General features: G+C 47.6%; 19 protein-coding genes and 1 pseudogene. 9 read left to right on the forward strand and 11 right to left on the reverse strand.

What is annotated here, in order from left to right:
• Positions 1 to 102: 102 nt before the first annotated feature.
• Complete coding sequence (locus RIF25_RS05100; RefSeq protein ID WP_015124453.1) at positions 103 to 411, reverse strand: carbon dioxide-concentrating mechanism protein CcmK; 309 nt, start codon at positions 409 to 411, stop codon at positions 103 to 105.
• 632 nt (positions 412 to 1,043) lie between these two features.
• On the opposite strand from RIF25_RS05100, the gene RIF25_RS05105 reads away from it, so the two are divergent.
• The 4 genes from RIF25_RS05105 to RIF25_RS05120 all read left to right on the forward strand — a co-directional run bounded on the left by RIF25_RS05105 (position 1,044) and on the right by RIF25_RS05120 (position 5,935).
• Positions 1,044 to 2,900, forward strand: coding sequence for an NAD(P)H-quinone oxidoreductase subunit F (locus tag RIF25_RS05105; protein WP_322877467.1), 1,857 nt, complete (start codon positions 1,044 to 1,046; stop codon positions 2,898 to 2,900).
• Between the two features lie 4 nt (positions 2,901 to 2,904).
• A complete protein-coding gene (locus RIF25_RS05110; RefSeq protein WP_322877468.1) occupies positions 2,905 to 4,398 on the forward strand; it encodes an NADH-quinone oxidoreductase subunit M in 1,494 nt (497 codons plus the stop codon).
• 10 nt (positions 4,399 to 4,408) lie between these two features.
• Complete coding sequence (locus RIF25_RS05115; RefSeq protein ID WP_322877469.1) at positions 4,409 to 5,551, forward strand: CO2 hydration protein; 1,143 nt, start codon at positions 4,409 to 4,411, stop codon at positions 5,549 to 5,551.
• A 180-nt stretch (positions 5,552 to 5,731) separates the two neighbouring features.
• On the forward strand, positions 5,732 to 5,935 hold the full coding sequence (locus tag RIF25_RS05120; RefSeq protein WP_322877470.1) for a DUF2442 domain-containing protein: 204 nt from the start codon (positions 5,732 to 5,734) through the stop codon (positions 5,933 to 5,935).
• A 33-nt stretch (positions 5,936 to 5,968) separates the two neighbouring features.
• On the opposite strand, the gene RIF25_RS05125 is transcribed toward RIF25_RS05120, so the two are convergent.
• From RIF25_RS05125 to RIF25_RS05165, 9 genes and pseudogenes are all read right to left on the reverse strand, one after another.
• The gene (locus tag RIF25_RS05125) at positions 5,969 to 6,166 is read right to left on the reverse strand and encodes an antitoxin (RefSeq protein WP_322877471.1); all 198 of its coding nucleotides are present in this window, start codon (positions 6,164 to 6,166) and stop codon (positions 5,969 to 5,971) included.
• 55 nt (positions 6,167 to 6,221) lie between these two features.
• Positions 6,222 to 6,656 (reverse strand): annotated as a pseudogene (locus RIF25_RS05130) (Eco57I restriction-modification methylase domain-containing protein); the annotation flags it as partial.
• Positions 6,657 to 6,758: 102 nt separating this feature from the next.
• On the reverse strand, positions 6,759 to 7,421 hold the full coding sequence (locus RIF25_RS05135) for a hypothetical protein (RefSeq protein WP_322877473.1): 663 nt from the start codon (positions 7,419 to 7,421) through the stop codon (positions 6,759 to 6,761).
• 2 nt (positions 7,422 to 7,423) lie between these two features.
• Positions 7,424 to 8,428 (reverse strand): ImmA/IrrE family metallo-endopeptidase, encoded by a 1,005-nt coding sequence (locus RIF25_RS05140; protein WP_322877474.1) that lies wholly within the window; start codon positions 8,426 to 8,428, stop codon positions 7,424 to 7,426.
• Between the two features lie 313 nt (positions 8,429 to 8,741).
• Positions 8,742 to 8,981 (reverse strand): hypothetical protein, encoded by a 240-nt coding sequence (locus RIF25_RS05145; protein WP_322877475.1) that lies wholly within the window; start codon positions 8,979 to 8,981, stop codon positions 8,742 to 8,744.
• Entirely contained in the window at positions 8,962 to 9,210 is a 249-nt protein-coding gene (locus RIF25_RS05150) for a hypothetical protein (protein ID WP_322877476.1), read from the reverse strand. The genes RIF25_RS05145 and RIF25_RS05150 overlap by 20 nt, the downstream gene beginning before the upstream one ends.
• A gap of 2 nt (positions 9,211 to 9,212) precedes the next feature.
• Positions 9,213 to 9,935: a hypothetical protein gene (locus tag RIF25_RS05155; protein ID WP_322877477.1), complete on the reverse strand. Its 723-nt coding sequence runs from the start codon at positions 9,933 to 9,935 to the stop codon at positions 9,213 to 9,215.
• Positions 9,936 to 10,015: 80 nt separating this feature from the next.
• Positions 10,016 to 10,291 (reverse strand): nucleotidyltransferase family protein, encoded by a 276-nt coding sequence (locus RIF25_RS05160; protein WP_407682333.1) that lies wholly within the window; start codon positions 10,289 to 10,291, stop codon positions 10,016 to 10,018.
• Positions 10,292 to 10,416: 125 nt separating this feature from the next.
• The gene (locus RIF25_RS05165) at positions 10,417 to 12,024 is read right to left on the reverse strand and encodes an NAD(P)H-quinone oxidoreductase subunit 4 (protein ID WP_322877479.1); all 1,608 of its coding nucleotides are present in this window, start codon (positions 12,022 to 12,024) and stop codon (positions 10,417 to 10,419) included.
• 483 nt (positions 12,025 to 12,507) lie between these two features.
• Between RIF25_RS05165 and chlP the strand changes: the two genes are divergently transcribed.
• A complete protein-coding gene (gene chlP / locus RIF25_RS05170) occupies positions 12,508 to 13,731 on the forward strand; it encodes a geranylgeranyl reductase (RefSeq protein ID WP_322877480.1) in 1,224 nt (407 codons plus the stop codon).
• 234 nt (positions 13,732 to 13,965) lie between these two features.
• On the forward strand, positions 13,966 to 14,574 hold the full coding sequence (locus RIF25_RS05175) for an HPP family protein (protein ID WP_322877481.1): 609 nt from the start codon (positions 13,966 to 13,968) through the stop codon (positions 14,572 to 14,574).
• A 40-nt stretch (positions 14,575 to 14,614) separates the two neighbouring features.
• On the opposite strand, the gene RIF25_RS05180 is transcribed toward RIF25_RS05175, so the two are convergent.
• Complete coding sequence (locus RIF25_RS05180) at positions 14,615 to 16,180, reverse strand: protein kinase domain-containing protein (protein ID WP_322877482.1); 1,566 nt, start codon at positions 16,178 to 16,180, stop codon at positions 14,615 to 14,617.
• A gap of 200 nt (positions 16,181 to 16,380) precedes the next feature.
• Here RIF25_RS05180 and RIF25_RS05185 point away from each other — a divergent pair, with 200 nt between their 5' ends.
• The 3 genes from RIF25_RS05185 to RIF25_RS05195 all read left to right on the forward strand — a co-directional run bounded on the left by RIF25_RS05185 (position 16,381) and on the right by RIF25_RS05195 (position 17,960).
• Positions 16,381 to 17,328, forward strand: a complete 948-nt coding sequence (locus RIF25_RS05185; protein ID WP_015124465.1) for a F0F1 ATP synthase subunit gamma — start codon at positions 16,381 to 16,383, stop codon at positions 17,326 to 17,328.
• Positions 17,329 to 17,430: 102 nt separating this feature from the next.
• On the forward strand, positions 17,431 to 17,685 hold the full coding sequence (locus RIF25_RS05190) for a DUF433 domain-containing protein (RefSeq protein ID WP_322877483.1): 255 nt from the start codon (positions 17,431 to 17,433) through the stop codon (positions 17,683 to 17,685).
• Between the two features lie 14 nt (positions 17,686 to 17,699).
• Positions 17,700 to 17,960, forward strand: a complete 261-nt coding sequence (locus RIF25_RS05195) for a DUF5615 family PIN-like protein (protein ID WP_322877484.1) — start codon at positions 17,700 to 17,702, stop codon at positions 17,958 to 17,960.
• Positions 17,961 to 17,962 lie beyond the last annotated feature (2 nt).

Raw genomic sequence — 17,962 nt, forward strand, 5'->3', positions numbered from 1 at the left:
GTTAATTCACAAGCAATAAAATCAAAACAGGTGAATTATTGCCAGGCCGGAAGTTCCTGTGAAAACTTCTGTCAGATTTAAGGCCACACTCTAACAATTTCGCTAATTTCGGAACTGTTCAACCGCTTCGGTATAGCGAATCGGCAGGACGTACTCCAGATTCTCATGGGGACGGGCAATAATGTGAGTGGACAACAGTTCCCCGCCGTTCACCCGCTTAATGTTTTCAACCCCTGCGGCAACCGAGGCCTGGACTTCGGAGACATCACCCCGAACAATCACAGTAACTCGACCACTCCCGATTTTTTCATAGCCAACGAGGGTAACACGGGCGGCCTTCACCATTGCATCAGCGGCCTCAACCACGGCCGGAAACCCGCGGGTTTCAATCATTCCTACAGCAATTGGCATCAGTTAATTCTCCTGGAAAAAATGAAGCTAAAATTGTTAATAAACTCCACAACGACTATGGGCCGCCTGGCATTTTAAGACGGTTAAACTTAAATCATCTGCGGGAACTAGGTTCTACAGTTGACGGGGAGACCATCTTACCTATCTGTTATTAAGAGTAGGTTTAGGGGGATCATTTGACAACAGAATCCCCGATAACGATTTCTGGCTGGGATGATTACAAAACCTAATCCATTTCTGATTTATGACCGGACTGGTCTCAGTTAGCAATCTGCAAAAATAGAGATTAGCCTATTGTTATTTATTTTGTCATTGACTATGCGCTAATTATGGAACAGTAGAACTCGTGAATTGCTCCTCCCATAAGACTTTTCAATGATGAAAACGATTTTAATAAGCTTAAGTCTATCTACTATTTGCAATATAGTGACATGAAAGTTTGTGATTATTTTCCTGATGTTGTGATTCTTTGAATAACCCATACCTAATTCACCCGGCCTGGGGACGTGAAAAGGGGTTTTGGAGACAAGTCAAGAGTTAGGATGAGGTTTATTGAGGAATTCCTGAGCGGGCCAGAACTGGCATTGAGTTTGGCAGGGTTGAGGATGATTGGAAAGAGGCAGCAATAGCTTATGGCCGATATTTTAGTGGCAACAAGTTGGTTAGTTCCCTGCTATGGACTGCTGGGGGCATTGGCTACTTTACCTTGGGCTACGGGCTGGATAAAACGGACTGGTCCACGTCCGGCTGCTTATCTTAACTTTTCCTTGACGTTTATCGCTTTTGTCCATGGTCTTTTGGTATTCCGGATTCTAGAGGCTACGGGGCCAACGGAATTGATTTGGCATTGGTTGAGTGCCCCCGGCCTGGATATTGCCTTCCCGCTGAGTATTACGCCCTTAAGTGTCGGGGCCATGGAGTTGGTGACTGGCCTCAGTCTCTTGGCCCAACTGTTTGCCCTTGGGTATATGGAAAAAGACTGGGGCCTGGGGCGGTTCTTTGCCTTAATGGGATTTTTTGAGGCGGCATTAAGTGGTCTGGCCCTGAGTAATTCCCTTTTGCTCAGTTATATGTTGCTGGAGTTGTTGACCCTTTCGACCTATTTGTTAGTCGGTTTTTGGTATGCCCAGCCTTTGGTGGTGACAGCGGCCCGTGATGCTTTTTTAACGAAGCGAGTTGGGGATATTTTGCTGCTGATGGGGGTTGTGGCATTGGCAACCCAGGCCGGGAGTTTAGATTTTCCAGTCCTTTACGATTGGGCCGAAAACGCAAATTTATCCCCAGGCCTGGGCTTTTTATTAGGTTTAGCCTTGATTGCTGGGCCGACGGGTAAATGCGCCCAATTTCCCTTGCACCTGTGGCTGGATGAGGCGATGGAGGGGCCAAACCCGGCTTCAATCATGCGAAATTCCGTCGTTGTGGGAGCGGGGGCCTATGTCCTGATTAAACTCCAGCCGATTTTAGTGCATTGCTACGGCTCGGATGTCATTTTAATAACCTTGGGGGCGGTGACAGCAATCGGGGCCTCCTTGGTGGCGATGGCGCAAATTGATGTTAAGCGGGCGTTATCCCATTCCACTAGTGCCTATTTGGGGCTAGTGTTTGTGGCTGTCGGCTCTCAGTGGATTAATGTTGCCTATTTGGTCTTGTTGACCCACGGGATTGCGAAGGCCCTCTTGTTTATGACCATGGGCTGTGTGATCAATACCACCAACTGCCAGGATTTAACGGAATTGGGCGGACTCGGAAAACGAATGCCTGCAACAGTGACCGCGTTTGTGGTCGGCAGTGCGGCCTTGGTCGGGGTGTTGCCTTTGGGGGGCTTTTGGGCTGGCTATCGGGTGATCACGCGGGTCGGGTTTGAACAGCCGGGAATTGTGGCGGTGATGTTGATCGTTAATGCCCTCACGGCTTTGAATTTAATGCGGATGATGCGCCTGATCTTTCTAGGAGCACCCCAACCGAAAACCCGCCGCGCGCCGGAAGTGGCCTGGCCGATGGCTGTGCCGCTCGTGAGTTTGACGATTTTGTGTATTCTAGTCCCGGTGATTTTGGCACGATTTCAACTGTTACCCCTGGCCGCAGATTTGGACTGGACAGCCGTGGTTTTGTTAACCGGATCGGGAATTATTGGCATGGCGGCTGGGGGCCTGGTGAACTTAAACCGAACTTGGTCACGCCCCCTCCAAGGTCAGTTACGGTTTCTCCAGGATCTGTTTGCCTACGATTTTTATGTGGATCGGCTCTATCGGGTGACGGTGGTGGCCGGGGTGCAAATCCTCTCGCAGTTGAGTACCTGGCTAGATCGTTATGTGGTGGATAATGTCGTGAATTTGACCGGGCGGGCGGCCCTGGCGGGGGGAGAGCTACTCAAATATGGCACCAGCGGTCAATCCCAGGCCTATTTAGTGCTCATTTTTACGGCTTTATTAATTGCCGGGATCCTCTTGTTGAGTCCCCTAGGTCTGACATTGGGTTGGGGAGGCTAAGTCAATGCTGAGTTTATTGTTACTGTTGCCCTTGCTCGGGGGACTAACCTTTTTTGTGTTACCCAGTAAGTTATCCAGCCCCACCTATCGGATTGTGGCCTTGGTGATTAGCGGACTGGTCTTGGCCTGGACAGCCGTAGTCGGACAACAATTTAATCTCTCCCAGGCCAGTTCTCAATTAACCGAAAATTTGGATTGGTTGGCCAATTTGGGCTTGAATTACCGCTTGGGCGTGGATGGCCTCTCATTGCCGTTGATTTTCCTGAATAGCTTCTTGACGGTGATTGCCATCTTTGCCAGTCCCTTAGAAATTAACCGTCCCCGCCTTTACTACAGTTTGATTTTGCTCCTCAATGCCGGGGTGGCCGGGGCCTTTTTAGCCGATAACTTGCTCCTGTTTTTCCTGTTCTATGAAGTTGAGTTGATTCCCCTCTATTTGTTAATTGCCATTTGGGGGGGAGCGCGCCGGAACTATGCCGCCACCAAGTTTTTGATTTATACGGCTCTCTCTGGGGTGCTGATTCTGAGTGGGTTCTTGGGCCTGGCCTGGTTGACCGGGAGCTTGAATTTTGACTATGACCCGTTGATGGCCCAGGCCTTGCCGGTGGTCTCTCAATGTATTTTGTTGGGTTTTATCCTCGTGGGGCTGGGGATCAAAATTCCCCTCGTGCCGTTTCATACCTGGTTGCCCGATGCCCACGTGGAAGCCTCAACCCCAATTTCAGTCTTGTTAGCGGGTGTGTTGCTCAAACTGGGAACCTATGGCTTGATTCGCTATGGGGTGCAACTCTTTCCCCAGGCCTGGCATCTATTAGCCCCCTATTTAGCAACATGGGCTGTGGTCAGTGTCCTATATGGTTCCTTGATGGCGATTGCCCAGAAAGATATGAAAAAAATGGTCGCCTACAGTTCGATTGGGCATATGGGGTTTGTTCTCTTGGCCTGTGCGGCGGCGACCCCCTTGAGTTTATTGGCGGCAATTTTACAGATGGTCAGTCACGGACTCATTTCGGCGTTGCTGTTCCTGTTGGTGGGTGTGGTCTATGCCAAAACCAAGAGCCGGGACATTGAAACCTTGCGGGGCCTGTTGAATCCAGAGCGGGGTTTACCCTTGATTGGCACGTTGATGGTCGCGGGGGTGATGGCCAGTGGCGGGATTCCGGGGATGGTCGGGTTTGTGGCGGAATTTATGGTCTTTCGCAGTAGTTTCCCGGTGTTTCCGGTTCAAACCCTCTTAACTATGGTCGGGACAGGCTTAACGGCGGTGTATTTTCTCTTGCTGGTCAACCGGGTGTTCTTTGGCCGACTCACGCTTGAGCTTGCTAATTTACCGCCTGTGAGTGCTCGGGAGCGATGGCCGGGGGTGATCCTTGCAATTTTGATTATTATTTTAGGCTTGCAACCAAACCTGCTGATCCAGTGGAGCCAAAATACAGATAGCCTTTTAACCGCCTTTCACACTGCCCCCCAGGCCCTACTCACCTCCTTGCCTCGCTAAATTAACTGCCATGAACTTAATGACTCCCACCGCCGCAACGGATACCCAACAGCAACTGGATACGGTCTTTAATGCCCTGCAATCCGGCCAGGCCCTACTCCCCGATTCTCCCCAAAACGTGATGGAAGTGGTCGGAATTCTCAAGAGTTATGGAATTGTCCTGCAAGCCTATGCCGAGAACTTAATTTATATCGCCGATCATCAGTTTTTGGTCCTGTTTCCGTTTTTTAAGTATTTCAATGGGGAATTTTCCTGGGGCAAACTCTGGCGGCACTGGTTCCATGACCGGATTAATTTTGAATATGCGGAATATTGCTTGCGGGTGATGCTCTGGCATGGGGGTGGGGGCCTGGATGCCTATTTGGATTCTGAGGAATTTGTTGGCCTGGCGAAGAAAGCGATTGCGGCCAAAACTGCGGATAATCCAATGATGCGGCTCCTGAACTACCTCTTTCCCGAATTTTTACCAGAAGTCGTCCGGCAGTGGGCCTATTACAGTGGCCTGGGGCAGTTTTGGACGGTAATGTATCCAATTTTCTTAACTCTTAGCGATGAATATGATGCGGGTCGGATTACGACAATTTCCCAAGTGGTCGCCCATATTCGCAATGGCCTGGTGGCAGATGCCAGTAAACCGATTACCTACAGCGTGGAAATTGATGGACAAACCTATGATATTCTCCCGGCCAGCGCGGGTTTAACCTTTTTGATGGATACGGCCGTGCCCTATGTGGAAGCCATTTTCTTGCGAGGTACACCTTTCTTTGGTACCGTCTCTTACAATGCCCAGGCCCAGCAAATTTCCCCAGAGCAAAGTGAGTTTGGCTATGGAGCCTTGTTTGCAGATCCTTTACCCACAGGCGCGGCTGGAATTCCTCCCACGCTAGTTATGCAGGATATGCGCCATTATCTACCGGATTACTTATTAAAGTTTTATCAACAAAAAAATCGGGGTGAAGATGATCTGCGGGTAAAAATTTGCGAAACTTTTCAAAAGTCTATGTTTTGTGTAACGACTGCGGCAATCACGGGGTTAACTCCCTACCCTTGGGATACCACTAATTCGACTGAGAAAGAAGCAAATGGAGAGTTTTACCAGGCCTGGCTCCAACGCTTGCAAACTTCACAATTAATTACAGTTCAAAACACCTAAAGGTTCTCAATCGCGACTTTGAGGTAAAAAATGACTAAGTTTCACCATGTTCATGGCCTGGAGTTTGAGGGGGACGATCTCGTTCTCAAGGTATAGCGTTACGCAGGCTGTTCTGAGAGAGTAGAAATGTCAAAAAGATGCCCATCAAGCATTTTCTGACTTGTCCCCGTCTCACCCTAAATGAGTAACGCTATAGATAACCAAGTTGCTCGTATCCCAATCTGTGAAATTTCGCCACGATTAGCCCAGGCCGGCCAACAAGAACGCTCTATCTATCAAGTTTCCCCCGCCGGATATGGAATTCACTGGCCGCTGATTGATGAGGATTTGTCTATTGAAGGGTTGCTGAAGATTGCCCAAAAATTATCAGTCACTACGGTTTAACTTCTGTCATTAAGGTGATAGCCTTCAATTTGGCTAATCTCTAGTTTCCATGAAGTCATCTGAAAACTGGTCTAAACTGTCAAACAATAATTGCCAGGGATGATCTTTAGAAATGAGAATGATTGAATCACCAACTTTCTTGATATAAAACTCAGTGCCAGAAAGTTCTATTTCTTTGGGAAGAATGACGACTTGGTGATCGCCCTCGGTTTTGATTTGAGCGGTATTCATGGCCTGGGTCTCTAAGCTAGCTTCTTTAATTATCATTGATCGAACATCTAATCCATTAAATTGGACGGGGGATGGGCATTCTTGGCGGGGCAGTTTTCCACATGAGATCAATTTCTTCAGGGGTGAGGCCATAGGCTTGATTAACTAAATCTGAGAGTTGAATTTCCAAGGTGAGGGCTTCGGCATTGTGGGCCTGGATTTGGGGGGCATAGCCTTGATAGGCTTCTCGGAGTTCTTTCAAACCCTTGGGACTTGGGCTCTCGGTTTTGGGCTTTCTGGCTCTGACTTCTTGAACAAACTGATCACTATCTAAGCTGGCAAAGTTTTCGAGTTTTTGGCCGAGTTTGGCAATGTTCTGCTCGGTTTGGAGCCAATCCAGGAGTTCTCGATGACTGGCCTGGTTTTGTTGGGTGATTTCAATTAAGCGACTAACTTTAGGCTCAACTTGCGACTTTATTTCACCAGTGGGTGGGGCAATCGGTAAGGTTTCAAACATATATTCCAAACGGCCACGGGAGAAGACTTTTAGTGCTTGTGATGTGCGCTTCTACTGTGATAAAAAAATCATGAAATTTTAGCTAGATTATTGGGATCATGGATAAGGAGCTAAAAGGTCATTTGCTTCTTGTTTTAATATCCTGATGCTCTCCGTTAATACCCATAAAGTATTTTTAGATTCCGATTTTAGTCCAGATCCAAAAGCTGACTTGATAGACTTGTCGCAATTTCGCCGTGGGACAATGACCTCTTTTATTGTTTCAAACCCATAAATCTCAATATTTTTGAGAACTAACTGCTCTAAACACCAGATTCGATGTCTAAGTATTTCTACTTGGGGTAAGTTTACCTGAGCTAGGGCTTTAATAAATCGCTTATCACCTGTGAACTGTAGGATGTCAGCACCGTTTTCAATAGATTGGATTGCGTAGGTGGTTAAAATTGCTCCCCCCTGGTCAATATCCTCCGTGTTGGCTAGTTCTGAAAACAGGACGAAATCCGGTACTTCTTTGATGGAAGGTAAACTTTCTGCCAGTGCTAGAGTTTTCTCGTAGTCAATGATCCGATCCACATCAGGCTCACGACTTCTGCCCTTCTGAAACCTTTCCCATTTGCTCCTAAATGTTCGCTTTGCTGTATCTAGAACTCTAATATCTTGGTGGTTAACATCAAAAGCCTGAATTGTTTTTTCAAACAGTTGAAAGGTGGCAAGTTTCTTGAGGATGTCATTATCAATGCAATAGATACAATCGGACAATACTAAGCTCCAAGAATCTTTTCTAAATAGTCCGCTTGATCGTCAGTTAACTCTGACCAGTCAATCTGTTGGCATAGGGCGTTATTGATGATTTGATCCCCTCCCTTGCCGCAGCCCAAACTCTGAGCTAGCTTTATGGAAAGTCCCCAGTGATTATCATTATGATTATGCCAGCTATAGTTAAAACCCATCGCACACGGATCAATTGTTGAATCCTGCTGTAGAAGTTTATCAATCGCTTTATGAAATTGTTTGGTATTCCGAAATTCGCATGTCCCAAAATAATTATCAAATTTATTCACTAATAGCCGCACTGCTATTTTTGTACTGGCCATTTCTTCCTGGTCATTAGAGTCAGGGTCAATCGTGTCATCTACAAGGATGCCTTCGCCTGATTGAATATGTCCCAAGGCTAAATGCCCTAGTTCGTGGCCTAAGTTAAAGGCTAGGCGGGCCGGAATAGTTGATTTACCGCTAAGAATGATTACAGGCTTAGAGTCTTGCCACTGAATCATGCCCGTGATTTTGCGACTATTATCTGGGTAGTTGTTAAAGTAGGCTACAGCGATTCCATGTTCCCAGCAGTAAGCTAACAAGCTCTCTAGCGTGACTCGAGGATATTGAGCGAGAATTTCAGCACGAATTTCAGGAGCGTTATCAGGAATGGGGCGATACTCAGTCGGTGTTGCCCTAGCCACAACTGCAGCTAGCCGGGAAGCAAGTTGATGAGCTTTTTCTGGAATATCCTTTATTCCTTGGAGGTGATACTTAAACTTTGTAGGTGGAATATCCTTAAACTTAGGAGTCTCATTTTCTAGCAAGAGGCTTTTGAGGTCTAAATGGAGGCGTTGGGCAATATGGCCAGCCCCTTCGAGAACACTTGCCGGATTTTCGTTCAGTTCATCGTCCCACCAACTGGGAAGCCCTATTTCTCTAATATATTTTTTAGAAAAGCCTAACTGAGAAACCTTACTCAGGATTACGGGCATTGTTAGTGTTTGTGTCATTGGCTTGCCCTCTCTAGAAAAATTTGAGCAAGAATGGGTATGTGAGCTGAAGACCTGAAAATCGAATAGTTATTTCCCTTTGCAAAATCAAGAGTGGCCTGGATAATATAGCTCTATTCTGGCCGATCCATGGCCCACAATCCACTACTGTTGTTACAAAACTATGACCAGCACACCGGGACTGCGCCTTGAACAAGGAAGCTATGTTCTTGAGTGGAAGCCACCATTTAGCTGACCTGTTCATACCCTGAAAACAAAGTCCCCCAGAATTGCCTAGAAGAGCATTGTTTTATTGCGTTGGATAGATAACTACCTAAGCATGAGTTTTCGCACCCTGGAGAGCAGAGATCACTTGCAACACCTCAATAAACTTTTCATGAGGTAAGCGTTCACTGAGTGCTGAGACAAATTGCTCCAGTTCTTGGTTAACCAGAGTCTCGACCTGTGACTGAATGGGAGAATCCAGGCCAAGCAACTTGTACCGCCGTTCACTGATTTTGATTGCCGTATTGATTGCCTTGGGACAACCTTCATCAATCCCAGGCCTGGCCACTGCCCTGAATCACGGATCGATAGCCCAAGATGGCCTGGAAAATATCCGCTAAAAAACTGCCATGAAGCGAGGTTTCCTTGACCTGATCCAGCGTTCCAGACTTCAACGTATCAATCCACTGCAACACCTTCCCTTGCCGCTCGGACAAGCCAGCCGGAAAGGTAAACGCCCGAATTGCTGTAGTTAGAGTCTTGTCATGGAAAAGCGTGTTTGTTGGCTGTCGAGACATCGTTACGCCAGATCATTTCTCTCTATACTGGCATTCCCTTCGGGACTCTGCGACTCTTCTAATCGTTTATAAATTAAAGGGTGGGTGTAGAGATTATGTAAAGCTACAAATAAAGCCATCAAGCTTGGCAGAGCATCCATGCACGTTTTTCCATAATCAGGAGGTATTGCCCAGGCTGAGCCATCATGGAGAAATTTATTACGCATTCTTGATGCTTCTTTCATTAAGGTGGAAACATCACAAAAGTCAATACTTTTAATCTCAGAAATATTTGCTATTGCTTTATCCCATTTATCACCCGTTATAACTGAGAATAAGTCATTGAACTTCTGATGAGTCATTTTATTATCATCAAGTAACTTATAAATTATGCTTTTCGGTAATTGATTTGCTCTCATATTTTGCAGTAGAAAATCATTTATTAATGCTTCACGTAAAGTGCAAAATAAAATGAGAATGCTAATATTCTTGGATTCTGGACGATATAAATTTTCTATGGCTGATTTTGAGTGATAGGCTTCATTTATTAGATTAACCAGAGTTGAAATATTCAGGTGAAATGCCAAACGCCCTGCATCATTCGCTAATCCACAAACCTTACATTTTTCGCCACGACGATATCTGTCTCTGTCACGATCAATAAAACTGCAATTTTGACATATCAAATAATCGCAAATTAATGTACTTATTTCTTGTTGAAGCCGAATTTCTGAGAGTTTGTTCATAGTTTTTTATAAAAATTTAATCATACAAGTTTAATCACCTATAACCTCGGCAATTGAGTAAAATCGATTATCCATCACACTCATAGCTGTTGAGCTTCAAATAACACCCACTCTCGAATTAATGGGCTAATCCCCTTCTCCGTTAACACATCTACCCGACAGCCCAGCAAATCCTGCAAATCCATCAACAATCCACCGGTCAACCACAGCGTAACCTGACTAGCATCATAATCAATCAAAAAATCAACATCGCTGTCTGCCGTATCGTCTCCCCGCACCACCGAGCCAAACACCCGGACATTAAACGCCCCATTTCGTGCCGCAATCGCTAAAATTTCATCTCGCCCGGCCTGCACCGTAACGCCATAGACCTTAAAACATAAAAAACAGCCATAAATCTGCTGGAGAGCTTCAACGCTGACTACCAAGACTGTTTATGGCCGTTCGTAAATTGGGGGTTAAAGATAACTGACGATGTGCTTTAGCGACCCTGCATCATGGCAATCGTGGTTTCTTGAGGGGCTAAACTGGGGGCCTGGTGGAGTTGAGCATAGAGCGGGAAGGCCTGGGAAGCAACGGTCGGCACACCCCGTTGAATCTGATCCGCCACAGCCACAGTCGTCACATCATAGGTTTGGGTTGCTAACTTGGGATAGAAACCAACGATTAAAATTGGCACTAGTAAGCAAGCAGCAATGAAGACTTCCCGCGGTTTGGCATCACTGATGTACTTATCAAACATTTCCCCACCTTCCCCAGAGCCAAAGAAGACCTTCCGCAACATAGAAAGTAGGTAAACCGGGGTTAAGAGCAGGCCAACGGCAGAGAGGAAAATCACACCCACTTTGAAGATCGAGGTGTAAGTATCGCTAGCTGTTAAGCCGACAAACACAGTCAACTCGCTGATAAACCCACTCATCCCAGGTAAGGCCAAGGAAGCCATTGAACCAACTGTAATCAGAGCAAAGGTTTTCGGCATAGATTTAGCCAGGCCACCCATTTTTTCCATGACTAGGGTATGTGTCCGTTCGTAAGTGACCCCAGCCAAGAAGAACAAGGCAGCGGCAATCAAACCGTGGGAGATCATCTGCAACATTGCCCCATTCAAACCAACCGCATTCAAGGTTCCTACACCAATCAAGACAAAGCCCATGTGGGAAATTGAAGAACAGGCCAAGCGGCGTTTTAGGTTTTCTTGGGCAAAGGCCGTTAGAGCACCATAAACAATATTGACCACACCTAAGATGATCAGGACGGGGGCAAAGTAGAAATGGGCATCGGGGAGCATTTGAGCGTTGAAGCGAATCAACCCGTAGCCACCCATTTTGAGCAAAACCCCAGCCAAAACCATAGACACAGGGGCAGAGGCTTCACCGTGGGCATCGGGCAACCAAGTATGGAGCGGAAAAATCGGCATTTTCACCCCAAAGGCAATCAAAAATCCGGCATAGGCCAGCAGTTCCAATGCCATTGGGTACTCTTTCATTCCCAAGGTGGCCATATCCAGAGTGAAGTTCCCTCCAGAGAAAGCCATAGCCAGGCCAGCCACAAGAATGAAAATGGAGCCGAGGGCAGTATAAAGAATAAATTTTGTCGCCGCGTACTGACGCTTTGGCCCACCCCAGATGGAAATCAGCAGATAAACAGGCACTAATTCCAATTCCCAAATCAGGAAAAAGAGCATTAAATCTTGAGCAGCAAATACACCAATCTGAGCCGAGTACAACGCCAACATCAAAAAGTAGAAGAGGCGGGGCTTGTGCTGGACATTCCAGGCCGCAAAAATTGCCACTGTATTAATTAAGCCTGTTAACAAAATCAGCGGCATCGCCAGGCCATCCACCGCCAAAGACCAATTCAAGCCAATTTGGGGAATCCAGGGAATCACCTCTGTCATTTGAAAATCAGGCAGCAGCGGGTCGTAATGCTGACTAAAGGCATAAACAGATAAGCCAAAAGTCACCAGGCCAACCACAAGGGCATACCAGCGAACAGTCTTACCTTGTTTATCGGGCAATAAAGGAATGAAGAACGCCGCAATCACCGGCAGTAGTGTAATTAGCGTCAACCAAGGAAATTGAGCAGCCATCAATTATCCCCCAAAGGGTAGAAACTATGTGTCGAATCGGGGTAGCTCTGGTAATTACTGTGGGAGGAAATGTATCGCAGACACAGGTGACTCACCGCCCCAATAAGAATATATACCTAGTTGATCTATTGTTGCAAATTGTTAAGTTACGCCGACTTTGATAAAGCTCCCCTGGTTTCAAGCCCCATAAGCCAGGCCTGGCAAGAGTTGTAGAAATATAAAGAACTGTAACATTTAACTTATTCTATAGATGAAATGCAAAAAACAAATTATTTTTCATGGACAGACCGACCAGCGCAAGAGCGTCCTGCCCCCCATGAATTGTTTTTCCCCCTGAGCAGATCTAGGTTGATGGTTGAAAATCTCCTCGCTCCATTACAGACTGTTACAGATTTGTAAGTTGCCGCGATATATTACTGAACCGTTAAAAATGCCGTGTTACCATCCAAACTGTTGCCGTTATTGCATTTTGGGAGAACGACCTTGGCACTTCGGGTTGCGGTTGTCGGATCAGGGCCGGCGGGATCTTCAGCAGCAGAAACACTCGCCCGCGCTGGAATCGAAACCTACTTATTTGAACGTAAATTAGACAATGCCAAACCCTGCGGTGGCGCTATTCCCCTGTGCATGGTGAGTGAGTTTGATTTGCCCCCCCACATCATTGATCGGCAAGTCCGGAAGATGAAAATGATCTCCCCCTCCAACATTGAGGTCAACATTGGGCATACCCTCAAAGCCGATGAATATATTGGGATGTGCCGCCGGGAAGTCTTGGATGGTTTCTTGCGGGAGCGGGCCGCTGGCTTTGGGGCCAATTTAATTAATGGGACAGTCTTTAAGCTAGATATTCCCGAAAATAATTCCAAGCCCTATGTCCTCCACTATGCTGACCTCTCCAACGGTGGTCCAGAAGGCATTGCCAAAACCCTCGAAGTAGATGTGGTGATTGGGGCTGATGGAGCCAACTCCCGGATTGCTAAAGAAATTGATGCTGGTGATTACAACTACGCCATTGCCTTCCAAGAGCGGATTCGGTTGCCCGAAGACAAGATGGCCTACTACAACGACTTAGCCGAAATGTATGTGGGTGATGATGTCTCCCCGGATTTCTACGCTTGGGTTTTCCCCAAATACGATCACGTGGCAGTCGGTACCGGCACCATGAAAATCAACAAGGAAAAAATCCGTCAACTCCAGGCCGGTATCCGCACTAGGGCCGCTGCCAAACTGGAAGGGGGACAAATTATTAAAGTCGAAGCCCATCCCATCCCAGAACATCCGCGGCCCCGGCGTGTGGTCGGTCGAGTGGCCCTGGTTGGGGATGCCGCTGGAACTGTGACAAAATCTTCTGGAGAAGGGATTTATTTTGCCGCCAAATCAGCCCGGATGTGCGCCGAAACCATTGTTGAGTTCTCGAATAACGGCCAACGCATTCCCACCGAGGCAGATCTGAAGGTCTATCTCAAACGCTGGGATCAACGCTATGGCATGACCTACTTGGTGTTGGATTTGCTGCAACGGGTTTTCTATCGGTCTGATGCGACCCGCGAAGCCTTTGTCGAAATGTGCGAAGACATTGATGTGCAACGGCTCACCTTTGACAGCTATCTCTATAAAACCGTTGTCCCAGCCAATCCCTTGGTGCAGCTAAAAATCACGGCAAAAACCATTGGCAGCTTGCTCCGGGGTAATGCCTTGGCACCCTAGGGATGATCACCAATTAAGGATCACAGAGGGCTTGGGTTTAAGATTCTTTTGAGAGTTTTAAGCCTGAGCTTTTTCTGTTCTAACCGTTGGCATGAAGCTATCACATCTGATAAACCCAATGATGAGAAACCCCTATCACCCTTAACCCTTGTCTCTCCCCCTAAACCTGAAACAATAAATTATGCCTGGATTTTGTAGCAATTGATACTATTTGACCAGGCCTGGGGGGGCTGCTTGGACATTTCTCAAAAACAAATCTCATCTGAGCATAAAAAATCACCTCGTTGGCAGAAACTAAAATTATTCCAAGACCTGAAGGCCTATCGCCGGATTATTCTCCAGGCCAAGAAGTCCAGACGTAAGGGCAAAGCCTATCAACCCCAATTCAGTTTTACCCAAGGCCTCATCTCCTGGATCGGCAGTTTGGTCGGGATTGAGATTTTGGCCTATTTATCCCTTGCTACCCACTTCCCCTTGATTGCGGCTCCCTTTGGGGCAACAGCGGTTTTGGTCTATGGCATTCCCGATAGTCCCCTGGCCCAGCCTCGAAATGTAATTGGGGGTAACTGCATTGGGGCGTTGGTCAGCATTATTTGTGTGCAGTGCTTTGGCGGAGAACCCTGGGTCATGGGCCTGGCAGTGGCTACCACCATCAAGTTGATGAAACTAACCCGGACTGTCCATCCGCCGGGGGGAGCCGTAGCCTTAGTTGGGGTGATGGGCCAGGCCTCATGGGGATTTCTTTTCACACCTGTGTTCCTGGGATCCCTAGTTATTATCCTATGGACATATATCTTCAACAACATAACACCTGGCCGCAGTTATCCTCATCATTGGCTTTAGGGAGTCTTCATAACCCGATAGACTCTGATTCAACTGAGACTTATAAGATTTTTGAGAGCAAGGTATAAATCAGCAAAAATATCTGGGCAATCACCACCAGGCCAACAGCAATCATCCCCGAGATCAGTAAAGCCTGAACGCCGACAATTGGCAAAAACGGTGCAAACCAAACAATGGCTCCTGAAATGACCGCAATCACCAACTGCTCCCACTTCTCGATCACCCCTTTAAACTGCAAAAAGATCAGCAAGGCCAGGACTACACCCACTCCCCCTGCCACCAGGCCAAGGGAAGCCCACCCCTGAGTTAACAGGCCATGACCAACTAACCCGATAATTCCCGCCTCAAATCCCGTAAACGCCGCACCAGTCAGCACTTTCAGCATCGGTAATGGGGGAGCCGGAGGTTTCGCTGGTTTCGGCTGTTTTGGAACTTTGGGGGCTTTACCCTGGGGTTGGCGGGGCGTAATCGTGGGTTGGTTAATATTTTGACCCGTAGCTTGGGGAAGCGGTGGATTGGGAGTCCCCACAGAGCCTTGCAGATTTGTCCCAGTTGACGGGGCCGGAACACTCACGGTCGCAATAGGTGGGGGGGGCGTTGACAATGGCCGGGTTGAGAGGGGCGGCGGATTGGGAATAATTGAGCCTTGGGTCAGGGCATAGTAGGCCTCACTGGCAGATTGAAACCGCTGGCTGGGTGCGGGCAGGAGCATCCGATCTAAAACCTGGGCTAATTGCTCCGTCACTTGGGCATGGGGTCGCCACTTCCAGGAGTTGGTATAGGCCTCATAGAGATCGCTGGGGGGTTTGCCGGTCAGTAAGACCACACAAGTCACCGCTAAGGCATAGAGATCGGAACTCGGAAAAACCTGTTCACCGCGACTTTGTTCTGGGGGCGCAAAATGGGGGGTATAAATGCCGGTCATCTTACTCGAACCGCCCAAGGTTGCCAATTGCTTCACGGCTCCAAAATCTAAAAGGTAAAGACTGGCCTGGCCGGGAACTTTAGTTTTATGGGGATATTGCCGCATGATATTGGATAGCTTAATATCCCGATGAATCGAGCCGTTATCGTGGACATACTGCAACACAGGCAAAATTTCCCGGAGCAATTCCACCACCTCTGCTTCTGAAAACTGCCCTTTCCGGCCCACCTCTTCCTCTAGGGTTTCCCCATCAATAAACTCTTGGGCGATATAGAAATAAGGTTCTGACCGGCCCGTTTGGAGATTCGCTACATCCAGTTCAAAGTAAGCATATAAATCCGGGATTTGGGCATGGGTTCCCAGGTTTTCTAAAACTTCTCCTTCCCGTTCAAAGAGTTCCTGGGTTTTGGCCAAGGTTTCCGGATCAGTCGTATTCACCACCAACTGCTTAATCACACATTCCCGTAATCTCGGCGTGTCCAGGTCTCGGGCAAAATAGGCCGCGCCAAATCCTCCCTGGCCCAGGAGCCTTTGGGGAACATAGCGATTTCTGAGAATTAAGGGCATCCCACAGGCCAGGCAAAACTTTTGCGGTGATTTTTTCCGTACTGCTGGGTCATCTAATTCTGGAAAGTTATTGATCGGTTGGGGACATCCAGGCCGGGTGCAGTGAACTTGCATAGTAACGGGCCAACTCTTGGGGAAAATGGCAACAAAATTGACTCTATCCTGGCATGAGTCTAAGGCCAATGCGGTGAGACTCTGGTTTGGACCAGCCCCCTAAGACCCCTCGCGCCAAAATGGATCTAGAAGCCAGGCCCCCTCTACGTTAAAATCCTGAGAGAAGCGCAGACTTAGGTTGGGATTTAAGGACGGTAATTGTGGCAAACCTCAAATCAATTCGGGATCGGATTCAGTCAGTTAAAAATACCCGCAAAATCACTGAAGCAATGCGTTTGGTTGCCGCTGCTAAAGTTCGCCGGGCGCAAGAACAAGTCACAGCCACTCGCCCCTTTGCCGATCGGTTGGCCCTGGTTTTGCATGGGTTACAGGCCCGGTTACGGTTTGAAGAAGCCAATTTGCCCCTGTTGGCTAAACGACCAGTGAAAAAAGTAGCCCTCTTGGTGATTACCGGCGATCGGGGCCTCTGTGGGGCCTATAACTCCAGTGTGATTCGCCGGGCCGAAGATCGGATTAGGGAACTCCAGTCCGAGAGAATTGACTATACCCTCGTAATTGTTGGCCGTAAAGCTGCTCAATATTTCCAACGTCGCGAACGCCCCATTGATGCCGTATTTACCGGATTGGAGCAAATTCCTTCAGCCACCGAAGCGATGCAGATTGCCAATGAACTCCTGTCTTTGTTCTTATCGGAAACCGTGGATCGGGTCGAATTGATCTATACCAAGTTTGTTTCTTTAATTAGCTCCCGTCCCGTGACTCAAACCCTGTTGCCCTTAGACCCCCAAGGCCTGGAAGCAGAAGATGATGAAATTTTCCGGTTAACCAGCCGCAGTAGTAAACTGGAAGTCAGCCGGGAAAAAGTAGCACTGCCGACAACCCCTTTAGCGGCGGATATGATTTTTGAGCAGGATCCTGTGCAGATTTTAGATGCGCTCTTGCCCTTATACCTGAACAATCAACTCCTGCGCTCTATGCAAGAGGCCGCCGCTTCAGAACTGGCCGCCCGGATGACTGCCATGAGTAATGCCAGCGATAATGCCACAACCTTAGTCGGAACCTTAACCCGTTCTTACAACAAAGCCCGCCAGGCCGCCATCACCCAGGAAATTTTAGAAGTCGTGGCTGGGGCCGAGTTATTGCGCTAACTTCTCACATTTGCCAGAGTTGCTATGCCATTGACGATTATTAGCGAATCCCCACCTTTAGTCCTTGATTTAGGGGATGTGATGTGAGTTGCGGTTACAAGAGTGACTTTAGATACGGTCATTGCCGCCTTTTTAGATGGGAATAGTGCCGAAGAAATTGTTGCTCAATATCCCTCACTGAATCTGGCGGACGTTGACTCGGTGATTGATTATTACCTGCATCATCGTCAAGTCGTTGATCAGTACCTCCAACAACGTGAAATAAAGGCAGCTCAAGTTAAACAAGCCAATGAAGAACAGTTTAATCCGATTGGACTTTGGGATCCCTTAATTGCTCGCCAGTCCCAGCGTGCTTAATTTTTCTTGATGGCATGATTTATTGCCTCGCTGCTGAAAACTTTAATCAACAGATTGTTACTGGAGTCCTGGGGCAATCTACGGTCTGCAATATTGTCCGGGTTCAGGATGTCGGCTTAAGAGCAGCAACAGATCCGCTGATTTTGGCCTGGGCTGCTGAAGAAAACCGCATTCTCTTAACCGATGGGGTTGAAACAATGACAAGTTTTGCCGATCAACTTACCCTTGCCTTAGGCATAAATTCCCTTTTTGGTGCTAATTTTTTAATTCATTGAAT

The sequence above is a fragment of the Pseudocalidococcus azoricus BACA0444 genome, assembly GCF_031729055.1.
GTDB lineage: Bacteria > Cyanobacteriota > Cyanobacteriia > Thermosynechococcales > Thermosynechococcaceae > Pseudocalidococcus > Pseudocalidococcus azoricus.